Origin of the sequence: Halorubrum wangae (assembly GCF_051194135.1) — an archaeon.
Classification (GTDB): domain Archaea; phylum Halobacteriota; class Halobacteria; order Halobacteriales; family Haloferacaceae; genus Halorubrum.
Genome location: NZ_JBLZNH010000002.1, coordinates 519,894 through 533,426, shown reverse-complemented (window position 1 = coordinate 533,426; position 13,533 = coordinate 519,894). Strand labels below are relative to the sequence as shown.

Below are 13,533 nucleotides of genomic sequence, written 5' to 3'. Positions count from 1 at the left end.
CGTCGATATCAGTCGGCCACGTCTTGTAACCCCGGATAACAGCCCCTCGTACTGTATCTGTGAGCCGGCAAAGGAGAGCGTAGATCCTGAGCGGGGACCGGCACCGCAGCGGTCGGGAGATAGGGAGACTGAAACGTAACATCGAGATCACCAGACTTCACAATGTCCAGTAAACTGAAGATTAGTCCGGAGAGTGAGGTTCGCAGGAGAGACACGGTCGTCGATCCGCGACGGAGACGCTTGCTGAGGGAGACTCTTACCTATGCGCGGGAGCGGGATTACCGTGGCTGGGACCTCTATGACGGCGAAAGTAGCCGAATCCTTCAATCGCTGCCCGTGAGTAACAAATGGTTGAATATTTTCTTCCAACAGGCAGTTCGTCGGGCACCTGTGAATATTCGTCCGCTCCTCGCGGTCGAACAGCGCCGAAACTTCATGGGTATTGCCCTGTTCACCGTCGCGAATCTGCGAATGTACGAACTCTCCGGTCAGGAGGAGTTCCGTACCGAGGCGCGTGAACTGGCGGATTGGCTGGTGGAGAACCGTGTGCGCGGGTATAAGGGGTTCTGCGGTGGTCACAGGCACCCGCTACAGGATCGCACGAAGCGGCTCGCGCCGAATGATCCCGATGTCGTTTCGACAACCTTCGCAGTCAAAGCGCTGCTGGCGGCGGGAGAGTACATTGACACGTCGTACCGTGAAGTTGCGCTTACCGCGGCCGATTTCGTCTTTGAGGATCTCGATTATGCGGTCCATCCCGACGGCGGTCAAATAAAATACAATCCGGTTGACACCGGCGATCACTACACGCTGAACGCGAACGCCCTCGGCGCGCGTATGTTGATGAACCTCTACGATGTAGTGGGTAACGACTGGCTCCGAAGCGGGGCTGAAAACATCCTCGATTACGTCGCTGCCCAACAGACGGAAGAGGGCGGCTGGATGTACCGCGACCCGCCGGAAGCGTCACATCTTTCGATGGATAACTTCCACAACGGGTTCATCATCGAGTCGCTGCTCCGGTACCAGGAGATCAGCGGGACGGAGCGGTACGCGGAGACACTCGACGACGCCGTGCGCTTCTACCGGGGGCTGTTCACCGACGACGGCGCGCCGTGGTTCGACGAGTCGAACCAGTATCCGCGGGACGTCCACTCGTCGGCGCAGGGGGCCGTCGTGTTCAGCATGCTCGACGACAAGGAGTCCGCCCGACAAGTGATCGAGTGGGCCGTGGAGAACCTCTCGAACCAGAAGGGCGCGTTCTACCACGAGCAGCACCGGTACTACACGAAGCGGACCACGCTCATGCGATGGTGCCAGGCGTGGATGGCCCACGGCATCTCGCGCTACCTCACGGACGCGCTGGACTGACTCGGTCGCAGTCCGATTACGCCCGCGGCCGGAGGTACGAAACGATCTCGTCGACTACCCGCTCGGCCGCGCGGCCACCGCCGTACAGGGAGGGTTTCTCCGGGAGCTCGTCCGTCCGTCGGAGCGCCGATCGGATCGCCGCCGCGTCCGCGCCGACGAGTTCGTTCCAGCCGGCCTCGACGGTCTCGACCCACTCGGTCTCCTCGCGGAGCGTCACGCAGCGGGTGTCGAGATAGAACGCCTCCTTCTGTACGCCGCCCGAATCGGTTGCTACGCGCTCTGCCCCGTCGAGAAGGCCGACGAAGTCGAGGTAGCCGACCGGCTCGATAACGTCCAGCGCCGCCGTCGCCCGCTCCCAGAGGTCGTGTCGCTTGAGCGCCTCCTCGGTCCGCGGGTGGAGGGGAGCGACGACCGGCCTCGGCGACGATGACAGTCCCTCCACGACGGACGCTAAGCGGGCCGGGTCGTCCGTGTTCGCCTGTCGGTGAACCGTCGCGAGGACGTACTCGTCGTCGCCGTAGCCGGGGTCGCCGAGGATCGCCGACGCCGACGGTGCGCGGTCGCGGACGCTGGTGATCGCGTCGTACATCACGTCACCGGTGACGGTGACGCCCTCGGTGATCCCCTCGTCCGCCAGCGTTTCGACCGCCCGGTCGGACGGGACGAACAGCAGGTCCGAACAGCGGTCGGTGAGGACGCGGTTCACCTCCTCGGGCATCGCCCAGTTGCCGCTCCGAAGGCCCGCCTCGACGTGGGCCACCGGAAGGTCTCGCTTCGCCGCGACGAGGGCCCCGGCCAGCGTCGAGTTGGTGTCGCCGTACACGAGGATCATGTCGGGCCGCTCCGCCTCGACGACCTCGTCTATTCGGCGCAGCATCGCCGCGGTCTGGTTCGCGTGATTCGCGGAGCCAACGCCGAGGTTGTAGTCGGGTTCGGGAATGTCGAGCTCCTCGAAGAACACGTCGGACATTCCGAAGTCATAGTGCTGGCCGGTGTGCACGAGCACCTCGGAGAGCTGCTCGCGGAGGAGCCGAGAGACTGGGAACGCCTTGATAAACTGCGGACGAGCGCCGACGATGGAGAGGACGGACGCGTCGCTCATCGGTCGGTTTGCCCCCGAAGCGACCAGTCGGCCGTGGCGGCGCTGTGTTCGGTTCGCATCAGGCGGCCGGTCGGTCGGGCACCCGATAGTTCATCGGTCGTTAACGACCGCAGCCGCACTCGCAGCCGCCGCGTGAACGGCGCGAGCGACGGACGTTCCCCCGGAAACAGAGATCCGCTTCGGGTCGGGGTATAGAGGGGTCACTCGGTCGAAGCGGGTCGGAGGCGTCCGACGGCACCCCGTGTTAGGACTGTCATTACATTGTGCCGTACCGCGTTTAATACGTGCAAATGAGACAGATGGGGTCGTCAGAAGACACTGGGCTACCGATCGGTTCGGTGCCCGCCTTCCCACGCCACCGATGAGCCCGCTGGACCGACTGATCGCCCTAATAAACCGGTTAAAACCGGGGGGCGGGACCGCCGAACGGACGGTCAAGAGCGCGGCCTGGCTGATGAGTCAGAACGTCGTCGGCCGAGCGCTCCAGCTCGGGATGCTCGCGGTGCTGGCTCGGCTCGTCGGCCCAGCCGAACTCGGCCTGGTGGGGATCGCGATGCTGACGCTGAGTGCGACGAAGAATTTCACCACCATCGGGCTGAACAAGGCGCTGATCCAGAAGGTCGAAGAGGACGTCGACAGCCACCTCAACACGACGTGGGTACTAGAGATTGGCCGCGGGATCCTCATCGCCGCGATCCTCTTCGCGATCGCCCCCTTCGTCGGCGAACGGTTCTTCGGGGAGCCACGCGCAGTGAAGATGATACAGGCTATCGGCCTCTCGCCGCTGCTCCTCGGGTTCAGAAACCCCGGAATCGTCTACTTCCAGAAGAACCTCGACTTCCACAAACAGTTCACGTATAAGATCAGCGGGGACTCCGCGCAGTTCGCCGTCGGCGTCGGATACGCCATGATAGAGCCCACCGCGTGGGCGTTCGTCTTCGGCTTTCTCGCGGCCGACGTCGTCAAGCTCGTCGTCTCGTATGCGATCCACGGCTACCGCCCGTTCCCGTCGTTCGACCTCGAGATCGCCAAGGAACTCGTCGACTACGGGAAGTGGCTCACGGCATCGTCGATCCTCTACTTCCTTTACAGCGAGGGCGACGACGCCTTCATCGGGTGGCTATTGACCCCGACGGCGCTGGCGTACTACCAGTACACCTACCGGTTCTCGAACGCGCCGGCGACAGAACTATCACAGGTACTCACAGGCGTGATGTTCCCCGCCTACTCGAAGCTGCAGTCGGACGTGGCGGAGCTACGGGACGCGTTCTCCCGGACCCTCCGGTTCACCGCGCTCATCTCCTTCCCGGCGGCGATCGGGATCGCGGCGATCGCCCCAGACTTCGTGATGACGGTGTTCGGCGAGGACTGGCTGCCTGCGGTGCCGGCGATGCAGGTGCTCGCGTTCTACGGGCTGATGCGCGCGTTAGCGAAATCGGTCGGGCCGGTGTGGCACGCCGTCGGCCGCCCCGATCTCATCACGAAGCTGTCCGCGCTCCGCGTCGCGCTGATTGCCATCTTCATCTACCCGATGACAAACACGTTCGGCATCGTGGGAACGGCACTCACGGTCACCGGCATCTTCGTCTTCCCGATGCTCCCGCTCGACATCTACATCATGTCCGACATCCTCGACATGCCGATGCGCGAGATGTATTACGAGTTCGTCTACCCCATGGCCGCGAGCGTCCCGATGGGACTCGCTGTCTGGTACCTCGGCAGCGTCTCGCCGTTTAGCTCGGCCGTGAACCTCGTCCTGCTCATTCCCACAGGGGCTCTCGTGTACATCGCGCTGGTGCTGCTCTTCGAGTTCGCGACCACGTGGTCGGTGACCGACAACTTCGAGATTATCTACCGCAAGCTGGCGGCATAGCCTCGTTTAATAGCAGCGTTACAATACCCATATCGGCGCACCCTCCGGGTATGTCACTGCAGGACCAACGCCGGTTGCAGTTCAAGCACGAGTGTATTGACGACAACCCACCGACCGCTCGGATGAGCTTCTGTCTCACCACCGATCTCACCGGAAACGGCCGTCCAGACGTCATCGTCGGCGCAGTCGGGCGAAAAGCTCCCGTCACCATTCCGGTACTCGACAAGCAGATATTTCTCGGGAAGCTCGTCGGCACGCGCGAGATAATCAACCGACTCGAGTGGAACGTCTTCTGGTACGAGAACCCCGGCTGGGAGCGACACGAGGTGGCGAAGTCACCCGAGCTGTCGGTCGGCGGCGCGCTCGGCGACATCAACGGCGACGGGCGGGTCGAACTCGTCACCGGGCAGAACCTCAACGAGCACGAACTGTATTGGTTCGAGCAGGCGGCCGATCCCCGCGACCGGTGGACGCGTCGACTCATCACCGACGACTTCGAGAAGTACCACGACGTGGCGGTCGCCGACGTGGACGACGACGGCGAACTCGAGGTGCTCGCGCTCTCACAGGAGAGCGAGACCGTCTTCTACTACGACATTCCCACGGACCCGACGCTGGAGCCGTGGCCGGTCAACAACCGCCACCTCGTCGCCGAGAACTTGAACGTCGAGGGCGTACAGGTCCTCGACGTCGACGGCGACGGCCGGACGGAGATCGTCGCCGGAATGAACGTGTTCCACCGGCGAGAAGACGGCGACGGATGGGATCGCGAGGTCGTCGCCGAGGGCTGGGAGTGGACCCGTATCGTCGCCGCCGACGTCGACGGCGACGGCGAGGAGGAACTCGTCGTGACCGAGGGCGACCTCCCGTATCAGGGCGACAGGCGCGCGCGCCTCGGCATCTTCGACCCACCGGACTGGGAGCTAACGGTGCTCCACGACGACATGTCGAACCCGCACTCCCTGCAGGTGGCGGACCTGAACGACGATGGCCGTCAGGACATCTTCGTCGCCGAGATGGGGTTAGAGGAGGGCCACGAGCCGCGGCAGTTCGTCTTCTGGAATCGGGGCGACGGAACGTTCGACTCCGAGGTGGTCGCGAGCGGCGTGCCGACGCACGAGGCGAAGTTGGTCGACCTCGACGGCGACGGGAAGCTGGACGTCGTCGGCAAGGGGTACGCACACCGCACCGTGGACGCGTGGTACCAGGCCTGAACGCCGTCGTTACGACTCGCCGTCGCCGGGCGTCGACTCGGCGTCGGCGAACTCCTCGGCGTCCGGGAGCGAAAGGACGTCTTCTCTCGTTCCCATGTATCGCCCCCGGGAGACGTTCTGCTCGAACGCGTCGACGCTCCCGTACTCGCGGACCGTGAGGACGTGTCCGTCCTCGACGTGGAACACGATCTCCGTGGACCCGTCCGGGAGCGCGTACTCGTCTCCTTTCGCCGGGGAGTCGGACTCCGGATCGCTGCTCATACGCCTCCTTCGCGGGCCGAGCATTTGAGTAGTCGCCTCGGATACGTCGGGTGCCAGGGTCGAAAGAGGTGGGTGTCTGTCGCGATTCGACTGACTCGTCGTCGGGCGGGCGCGTCGTCCTGGGCTGGCCCGGCGATACCGGCGCTGCCAGCGGGGCGGTTCGACCCTCTCCGAGGCGATGGTACCGCCGTGCGCCGTGCGCGAGCAATTGGCCCGCGAAATTATGTCGGTATTTTCACCCATATATCGACATCATCTCGTTTTGGAGGCTCTCAGAGGAGTTATGAGGCTACTAACCTCCCAAATTATCGATTTGAAAACCGACAAGTAAATACGAAAGAAGATCTGATCAGGAGTCGTGTGGCCCTGGGGACACCTGGCGTTCGCGTATCTGCTTCATTCGTCGGTCGTGCACCTCTGGTATCGCCGACGGCCGGAATGGCCCGGCGTCGCGCTCGCGGCGCTCGGCTCGCAGGTGCCGGACCTCATCGACAAGCCGCTCGCGTGGACGCTTAACATCCTCCCGAGCGGTCGCTCGCTCGGCCACTCGGTCCTCGTCGGCACGCTCATCATCGTCGTCGTGGTCGCACTCTGCAGGCGATACGATCTGCGGGGATGGCCGTTCGCCCTCGGCTACTACTCACACCTCCTCGGGGATTCGATTCGACCCCTGCTAAACGGGCGGATCGAAGACCTCGCGTTCCTCCTGTGGCCGTTCTTCGAGGTGAAGGCTGGGTCCGGGCCGTCGATCGGGATCATTCAGTACCTGCTGAACGCGCGGCTCGAGGGGACGGTGTTGGTAGAACTCGGCCTCGCGAGCGTCGTCTTCGTCTGGTGGCTTCTCGACGGCGCGCCGGGCGTCAGAGACCTCTGGAGAGTGGTGTCTCGCCGGGCCGTTCGTCCGACGGAGTGACTGTCCCGGGCACAGAATCGACCATCGCCGATCGAGACGCCCCACCGTCGCTCCGAGCGATACGACATCCTTGGGGGCCTCATCAGAGGGCCATTGAGAGGCGGTGATAGCAACGATAAAACACGTATCTCCCGGCTGTCGCCGGGAACGCCGCTGGGTTCGCTTTGAGCTTTGAAACGGCCCGTTCGACCGTTCGGGCCGTTCGCTTTGCGCGACCCGGCTGAATCATTTCCTTGGTCTCGTAACAGAACACCGGCTTCCCCGTCCGCTCCGTGATCGCCGCGGCTTGCCGTGGATCGCTTTCGATGAAGAGTGGCGCGTCAGTCGATTCGTATGCGTTCGCCTTGTGCCGAGCGTGGTTTCCCCGTTCCTGCCGGGCTTGTTTGCTCGGCAGGTCCATCATTGTGAGCGTGTCGTAACGGATCCCGTGTTCGTCCAGCCAGCGCTCGGTTTCGGGCCGATACGTCTCCAGTCTGCTCGTGACGAGGTGACCAATCTGCTGGTTCGGAACGACGTTCGGTTCGACGTCGGACAGAAACGCCCGATAGCGTTCCCCGTCGTCGTTCTCTTCGGGCGTCGGATCTCGACAGAGCACGCCGTCGATGTCCACACAGGAGTACTGCAACACCGGATGATGGATCAGATTCCATTCGAAAACGCGCGGGGCAGAGACGACCTCTCCCCAGTAATCGACGTAGTCGTGACCCTGTGGAGAGATGTATATTGCGCCGTACGAGATATCGAAAGGCAGGTCCAGTTCGTCGAGTCGATTTCGCGTTTCCGTCATCTGACGCCCCGATTTCACGGAGTCATCTACGACGAGAACGGAATCGATATCGCCGAACGACCGGTTCGCGTCGTCGCGCGCGCCGGTGTCCATGAGCCTTCCCTCGCAGAAGCGATCGACGTCAGTCATCGGGACGTCGAGGTAGAGACAAAGCATGTTCGCGGCCAAGAGGCCGCTCCTCGGGATACCGACGACGAGGTCAACGTCTAGCGAGTGGTCTTGAACGAATCGACGCGCGGCTTCGTTGAGGTCCGCGACGCTCCTGTACTGCATGCCGGGACATGGGGAGACGGTTCACAAAGTTACGCCACTCCTACCGAGACAGCGCGCCTGTCGGGGGCTGTGACTCTCTTCGGAGATGCGATCGAATACTGACCGTCTTTCACGGCGAGAAGCGACGTACTGCCAGTTATTCTGTGGATAGTAATGTCCGTATTACCGCAACTGAGCCACATGAGTACGGAGCCGGTCAACGTCGTCTGGATAACCCTCGAGAGTGTGAGAGCCGCGAACACGTCGGTCTGCGGGTACGACCGGGAGACGACTCCCAACCTCGAACGGATCGCGTCGGAATCCGAGGGGACCGCGTTTCAACGCTGCTTCTCCCAGTCGATGTGGACGCCGGCCTCGAGCGCCTCTATCCTCACGGGAACGTATCTGTTCGAACACCGAGTCGGGTACGACGGGAAGGCGAAGGAACCGCTGCCGCCGGGTGTCGCCACCCTCCCGGAGCTACTCCAGGATCGAGGATACCAGACCGCGTGTTTCACCCCAAACGCGTACCTAAGCGAGGCGACAGGGCTTGATCGAGGGTTTGAGAGATATCACCACGCCTTGCTCCGTCGCGCGTTTCACGAACCGGAAACGCGGACGGCGGCGTTAAAGTACCTCTTGCGCGCCTGGGAGTACGGACCCGGGTTCTCGCTCAACGTGCGGCGACACAACCAGACGTACATCATGCGCGAGACCCTGAAAGGGTGGCTCGACGACCTCGCGGCCGACGGCGACCCGTTCTTCCTCTACACGCACTGTCCGAACCCGCACCTCCCGTACGCGCCGCCCCGGAAGTGGATCGACCGATTTACCGACGACATCGCGTACTCGACCGAAGAGGCGCTGGAACTGTCGCTTGACACGTACGCGAGCCGAGACCGAATGATCCAGCGCATCGTCGACGGCTGCCCGTTCTCCGACGACGAGTGGGAGGCGCTCAAAGCGATGTACGACGCCGAGATCGCGTACGCGGACGAGTTCGTCGGGGCGCTGTACGACCACGTACAGGAGTTGAACGCGGGGAAGACCATTTTCGTCGTCACCGGCGACCACGGCGACCTGTTCGGGGAGCAAGGGGTGCTCGGCCACAACCTCGTCCTCGACGACCACCTGACGAACGTGCCGATGGTCGTCTCCGGCATCGAGGGACTGGATCACGCGAAAGACGACCCGGTTCAGCACATCGACGTCACACGCACGGTCGCGGAACAGCTCGGCGTCTCTCACGACCAGTTCAGCGGTGTGAACCTCAAAGACACCGTCCCCGACGGCGCGATCAGTCAACGCGGAATTCCCCACTTCGACGAGTACTTAGAGGCCGATCCGGCGTTCGACACCTCCCGGTACCACGCGACGCCGATGACGGCGTTTCGCACGGGCGAATTTAAATACGTGAAGGGGTCCGAGAAGGCGGAGCTGTTCGAGCTACCGGACGAGGAGACCGACGTCAGCGACGAGCATCCGGCGGTCCGCGATGACCTCGACAAGCGCCTCGAGGCACAGCTCCTGGACATGACAACGCCGGACTCGGGGACAACCGAGGCGACGTACTCCGCCGCGATGGAACAGCAGCTCACCGATCTGGGGTACCTCTGACGGCGGCGGGGTGCGGTTCCGATCGGTTACGGTTTGATTCAAATTCGATTCGAGTTCGATTCGCCTTCGCCCCGACTGTTCTCTCGTTATCTTCGCCCCGAGCCGATGGTGTACGTCGGGTGGCCGACGTCGCCGAGCGTGGCCCGACCGTCGACCACGACAACGTCCTCAAAGCCCTCCCACTCGACGTCGTCGAAGGCCTCGTGCGGGGTGACGACGACGACGGCGTCCATATCGGAGCGACCGACCTCGGACAGCGCCACCGGCTCCGCGCCGAACGACGAGACGGTCTCGTCGTCGAGCATCGGGTCCGTCGCGAATGGCTCCGCGCCCCGGCGCTTCAGGTCGGTGATGAGCGGCCCGGCGGGCGTCGCACGCGTCTCCGCGACGCCGGGGCGGTACGTCACGCCGAGGACGAGCACCCGCGCCCCGTCGATTGACGTGCCCCGTGCCTCGAGTTCGCGCTCGACGACGTCCGCAGTGAACGCCGGCATCGAGTCGTTCACCTCCCGCGCCGTCCGGAGCAAGGGCGTCGGCGTCTCCACTCGACTCATCACGAAGTACGGATACCACGGGATGCAGTGCCCCCCAACGCCCGGACCGGGGTCGTGGATGTGACAGAAGGGCTGGGTGTTGGCCGCGTCGATCGCCTCTCGCACGTCGATCTCAAGGTCGTCGGCCAGCGTTCCGAGCTCGTTCGCGAGGGCGATGTTGACGTCGCGGTACAGCCCCTCGAACAGCTTGACCGATTCGGCGGTCGTCGCGTCTGAGACGCGGATGACGTCGTTGTCGGTGACGCTCTCGTAGACGGCCTCGGCCACGCGAGCGCTCTCGTCGTCGACGCCCCCGATGATCTTGGGGTACGCGCCCGTGATATCCTCAATCGCCCGGCCGCTCGACGTGCGCTCCGGGCAGAACGCAGCGCCGAACTCCCCGGCAGAGAGGTCGCTCTGATCGACGAGCCGCGGCACGAGGCGGTCGCGACACGTCCCCGGAGGGACGGTACACTCGACGAACACGATATCTCCGGGGGAGAGCCCGTGTGCGATCGAGTCGACCACCGTATCGAAGATGGAGAGATCCGGCTCCCTCGTCTCGGTGATGGGCGTCGGGACGATAACGACGTGGACGTTCGCCGCCTCCGCCGTGGCTTTGGCGTCGGTTGACGCGCGGAGCGCGCCGTTCTCGACCGCATCGGCTACAAGCTCCGATAACCCTGGCTCCCCGTCGATGTGACACTCGCCGCGGTTGACCGACTCGACGACCGACTGGTCGATGTCGACGCCGATCACGTCGGCGACCCGCCCGGCGTACACGGTCGCCAGCGGGAGTCCCATTTTGCCGAGTCCGTACACGGCGACGTTGGCGCTTCGACCGTCAACGAGCGCGCGAAGCTCCTCGTCACTGCGGTCGACGCCGTAGAGCGGCTCCGACTTCGTTGTCGATCGGGTCATTGGTTGAAGCTCACCGCGCGATCGGCGTCGGTTTGAGAGTCCGTGGCATCCGCGCGCTCAAGGACGGCGTCGGCCAACTCGACCGCGCGGATTCCGTCCTCGCCCGTGATCTCCGGCGTGGTGTGGTCCGCGACGGCCCCGACGAACGACTCGAGCTCGTATCGCAGCGGCTCGCCCGACTGGACCATCGGGCGTTCCGTGATCCCCTCGTGGTGGTACCGGATGTTCCCCCCGATCTCCATGTACTCCGGGCGGGACTGTCGATGGATCTCGATCGTCTGCGTGAGGTAGTCGAGCTCGATGTAGCAGTCCTCGGCCGTGATCGTGAGATCGCGGACCTTCTGCTGGGTCACGCGGCTCGCGGTGAGGGTCGCGACGGTCCCGTTCGCGAACCGAAGCTGCGCATCCGCGTGCTGGCCGTCGCCGGTGCGAACCGCGTTGATCCGATCGATATCCCCGGAGACGAGCGACCTGACGATGTCGAGGTCGTGTATCATCAGGTCGTGGACGACGTTCTCGTCCAACGACCGCCCGTCGTCACTCGGCGGTCCCAGGCGACGGGCGTCGATGGCGATCGGTGACACCCCGTCGACGATCCGGCTCAGCTCAGTCACCGCCGGGTTGAACCGCTCGATGTGGCCGGGCTGGAGGATCACGCCGGCCGCGTCCGCCTGCTCGATCAGGGCTCGTCCCTCCGCGACGGAGGCGACGAACGGCTTCTCGACGAGCGCGTGGACGCCGGCGTCGATACACTGCTCGGCGAGAGATACGTGGTACTCCGTCGGAACGGCGATCGACACCGCATCGACGCGGTCGAGCAGGTCCGCGGTCGGGTACGAGGCCGTGCCGACCTCGGCCGCGACGTCGGCGGCGCGCTCGACGTCCGCGTCGGCGATCCCGACCAGAGTCGCGCCGGGAAGCTCCGAGTACACGCGTGCGTGATTCCGGCCCATCGCGCCGACCCCGACGACGCCGACGTCGACGTCGCCGTCGACCGTCATACGATCGCCCCCGCGGTCGCCTCGGCTATCTGATCGAGGTCCGACTCGTCCAGTTCGGGGTGGACTGGGAGCGACAGCACCTCCTCGGCGCAGGCCTCCGCGACGGGATACGACCCCGAGACGTCCTCGTACGCCGGCTGCCGATGGATCGGGATGGGATAGTACACTCCCGTCCCGATGTCGTGGTTCGCGAGGTGCGTTTGGAGTGCGTCGCGGTCGGTGACCCGGACCGTGTACTGGTGGTACACGTGCTCGTACCCGTCCGGTTCGTGCGGCGTCACCACGTCGGGGACGTCGGAGAGCCGCTCCGTCAGCCGGGCCGCGTTCCGCTGTCTCGCACTGGTGAACTCCGGCAGGCGGTCCAGTTGTACGCGACCGATCGCCGCCGCGAGGTTCGTCATACGGAAGTTGTGGCCGACTGAGGCGTGTTCGTAGCCGCTGGTGCGCCCGTGGTCGACGAACCGCCGTGCGCGCTCGGCGACCGCCTCGTCGTCGGTGAGGATCATGCCGCCCTCGCCGGTCGTCATGTTCTTCGTGGGATAAAACGAGAAGCAGGCCGCGTCGCCGAAGCTCCCGACGCGCTCGCCGTCGCAGCGCGCGCCGTGCGCCTGCGCCGCGTCTTCGAGGAGCCGGAAGTCGTACTCGTCAGCGAGCTCGACGAGTCGCTCGACATCCGCGGGGAGTCCGTACAGGTGGACCGCGATGACGGCGTCTACCTGCTCTCCGGCGCGAAGCCGGGCTTCGAGCGCGTCCGGGTCGATGTTGTACGTCCGCGGATCCACGTCGACGAAGTACACTTCGGCACCGGCCAGTCGGGCCGCGTTCGCCGTCGCGACGAAGCTGAACGGCGTCGTGAGCACCCGATCTCCCTCCCCGACGTCGAGTCCGACGAGCGCGGCGTGGAGAGCCGTGGTGCCGTTCGTGGTCGCGAGGCCGCGGTCGACGCCGCAGTAGTCGGCGAACTCGGCCTCGAACTCCTCGACGACCTCGCCTTCCGCCAACATCCCGGAGTCCATCACCGCCTCGACGCGGCGTTTCTCCTCGTCGCCGATCGACGGGTTTGCGCTCGGTATCATTCGGTATCTCCCTCGGGTCGGTCCCTGATCTGATTCCGTCCGCGCAGCTCGTCCGGAAGCGGTTCGATGATCGCGGGACAGCCGACGGCCAGTGTCTCTGGCGGCACGTCCTTCGTGACGACCGCGCCGGCGGCGACGAACGCGCCCCGACCGACGGTGACCCCGGGAAGCACGGTCGCGTTCGCGCCGATGGACACGTGGTCCTCGACGGTCGGTCCGGTCAGCTCGACGTCCTGCCGCACCGGAAACGGGTCGTTCGTCAACACGGCTCCCGGCCCGATGAAGACATCGTCGCCGATGGTCGTGTTCGACGGCACGTACACCTGACTCTGGAGGCTGACGCCGGAACCGATGGTAGAGTACCCGTCGATGACCGTTTGCGTCCCGACGAGCACGTCGTCGCCTATCTCGGTCTCCTCGCGGACGAGCGCGCCGTGGCCGGTCTGGAAGCCGTCGCCGATCACGACGTCGTCGTACACTACCGACCCGGAGCGAATCGTCGCTCCGGCGCCGATGACCGGTTCGGTTCCGTTTTCGGTGCCGAGCGTTGCGTTCGGCGCGATGGTTCGGTCGTCGTCCGACCGCGCGCCGTCGTCTTCGGAAGAAGTCATT

12 protein-coding genes are annotated in these 13,533 nt (G+C 64.6%); 5 read left to right on the top strand and 7 right to left on the bottom strand.

Annotated features, from left to right (window positions below):
• Positions 1-390: 390 nt before the first annotated feature.
• Positions 391-1,371, top strand: a complete 981-nt coding sequence (locus tag ACNS84_RS07880; RefSeq protein WP_435074294.1) for a glycoside hydrolase family protein — start codon at positions 391-393, stop codon at positions 1,369-1,371.
• Positions 1,372-1,387: 16 nt separating this feature from the next.
• Here ACNS84_RS07880 and wecB read toward each other — a convergent pair whose 3' ends face one another.
• A complete protein-coding gene (gene wecB / locus ACNS84_RS07875) occupies positions 1,388-2,473 on the bottom strand; it encodes a non-hydrolyzing UDP-N-acetylglucosamine 2-epimerase (protein WP_435074293.1) in 1,086 nt (361 codons plus the stop codon).
• A gap of 361 nt (positions 2,474-2,834) precedes the next feature.
• Between wecB and ACNS84_RS07870 the strand changes: the two genes are divergently transcribed.
• Both ACNS84_RS07870 and ACNS84_RS07865 read left to right on the top strand, forming a co-directional pair.
• Positions 2,835-4,346 (top strand): lipopolysaccharide biosynthesis protein, encoded by a 1,512-nt coding sequence (locus ACNS84_RS07870; protein WP_435074292.1) that lies wholly within the window; start codon positions 2,835-2,837, stop codon positions 4,344-4,346.
• Between the two features lie 50 nt (positions 4,347-4,396).
• Positions 4,397-5,560: an FG-GAP repeat domain-containing protein gene (locus ACNS84_RS07865; protein ID WP_435074291.1), complete on the top strand. Its 1,164-nt coding sequence runs from the start codon at positions 4,397-4,399 to the stop codon at positions 5,558-5,560.
• Between the two features lie 9 nt (positions 5,561-5,569).
• Here ACNS84_RS07865 and ACNS84_RS07860 read toward each other — a convergent pair whose 3' ends face one another.
• A complete protein-coding gene (locus ACNS84_RS07860; protein WP_435074290.1) occupies positions 5,570-5,821 on the bottom strand; it encodes a hypothetical protein in 252 nt (83 codons plus the stop codon).
• Positions 5,822-6,179: 358 nt separating this feature from the next.
• Between ACNS84_RS07860 and ACNS84_RS07855 the strand changes: the two genes are divergently transcribed.
• Positions 6,180-6,734 carry a metal-dependent hydrolase gene (locus tag ACNS84_RS07855; protein WP_435074289.1) on the top strand — a complete coding sequence of 185 codons (555 nt, stop codon included), beginning with the start codon at positions 6,180-6,182 and terminating at the stop codon, positions 6,732-6,734.
• Positions 6,735-6,816: 82 nt separating this feature from the next.
• On the opposite strand, the gene ACNS84_RS07850 is transcribed toward ACNS84_RS07855, so the two are convergent.
• On the bottom strand, positions 6,817-7,794 hold the full coding sequence (locus ACNS84_RS07850) for an orotate phosphoribosyltransferase (RefSeq protein WP_435074288.1): 978 nt from the start codon (positions 7,792-7,794) through the stop codon (positions 6,817-6,819).
• Between the two features lie 180 nt (positions 7,795-7,974).
• Here ACNS84_RS07850 and ACNS84_RS07845 point away from each other — a divergent pair, with 180 nt between their 5' ends.
• Entirely contained in the window at positions 7,975-9,390 is a 1,416-nt protein-coding gene (locus tag ACNS84_RS07845) for a sulfatase (protein WP_435074287.1), read from the top strand.
• 86 nt (positions 9,391-9,476) lie between these two features.
• On the opposite strand, the gene ACNS84_RS07840 is transcribed toward ACNS84_RS07845, so the two are convergent.
• Genes ACNS84_RS07840 through ACNS84_RS07825 form a run of 4 tightly spaced genes read right to left on the bottom strand, consistent with a single transcriptional unit; the run spans position 9,477 to position 13,532 of the window.
• Complete coding sequence (locus tag ACNS84_RS07840) at positions 9,477-10,844, bottom strand: nucleotide sugar dehydrogenase (RefSeq protein ID WP_435074286.1); 1,368 nt, start codon at positions 10,842-10,844, stop codon at positions 9,477-9,479.
• Positions 10,841-11,845, bottom strand: coding sequence for a Gfo/Idh/MocA family oxidoreductase (locus tag ACNS84_RS07835; RefSeq protein ID WP_435074285.1), 1,005 nt, complete (start codon positions 11,843-11,845; stop codon positions 10,841-10,843). Before ACNS84_RS07835 ends, ACNS84_RS07840 begins: the two co-directional genes overlap by 4 nt.
• Complete coding sequence (locus ACNS84_RS07830; RefSeq protein ID WP_435074284.1) at positions 11,842-12,921, bottom strand: DegT/DnrJ/EryC1/StrS family aminotransferase; 1,080 nt, start codon at positions 12,919-12,921, stop codon at positions 11,842-11,844. The genes ACNS84_RS07835 and ACNS84_RS07830 overlap by 4 nt, the downstream gene beginning before the upstream one ends.
• Positions 12,918-13,532 carry an acyltransferase gene (locus ACNS84_RS07825; RefSeq protein WP_435074283.1) on the bottom strand — a complete coding sequence of 205 codons (615 nt, stop codon included), beginning with the start codon at positions 13,530-13,532 and terminating at the stop codon, positions 12,918-12,920. The genes ACNS84_RS07830 and ACNS84_RS07825 overlap by 4 nt, the downstream gene beginning before the upstream one ends.
• Between the last annotated feature and the right edge of the window lies 1 nt (position 13,533).

Excerpts from the sequence above, each read along its gene's own strand:
- ACNS84_RS07845 (WP_435074287.1), top strand. The coding sequence starts at position 7,975 with ATGAGTACGGAGCCGGTCAACGTCGTCTGGATAACCCTCGAGAGTGTG.
- ACNS84_RS07830 (WP_435074284.1), bottom strand. The coding sequence starts at position 12,921 with ATGATACCGAGCGCAAACCCGTCGATCGGCGACGAGGAGAAACGCCGC.
- ACNS84_RS07850 (WP_435074288.1), bottom strand. The coding sequence starts at position 7,794 with ATGCAGTACAGGAGCGTCGCGGACCTCAACGAAGCCGCGCGTCGATTC.
- ACNS84_RS07840 (WP_435074286.1), bottom strand. The coding sequence starts at position 10,844 with ATGACCCGATCGACAACGAAGTCGGAGCCGCTCTACGGCGTCGACCGC.
- ACNS84_RS07860 (WP_435074290.1), bottom strand. The coding sequence starts at position 5,821 with ATGAGCAGCGATCCGGAGTCCGACTCCCCGGCGAAAGGAGACGAGTAC.
- ACNS84_RS07835 (WP_435074285.1), bottom strand. The coding sequence starts at position 11,845 with ATGACGGTCGACGGCGACGTCGACGTCGGCGTCGTCGGGGTCGGCGCG.
- ACNS84_RS07865 (WP_435074291.1), top strand. The coding sequence starts at position 4,397 with ATGTCACTGCAGGACCAACGCCGGTTGCAGTTCAAGCACGAGTGTATT.
- ACNS84_RS07870 (WP_435074292.1), top strand. The coding sequence starts at position 2,835 with ATGAGCCCGCTGGACCGACTGATCGCCCTAATAAACCGGTTAAAACCG.
- wecB (WP_435074293.1), bottom strand. The coding sequence starts at position 2,473 with ATGAGCGACGCGTCCGTCCTCTCCATCGTCGGCGCTCGTCCGCAGTTT.
- ACNS84_RS07825 (WP_435074283.1), bottom strand. The coding sequence starts at position 13,532 with ATGACTTCTTCCGAAGACGACGGCGCGCGGTCGGACGACGACCGAACC.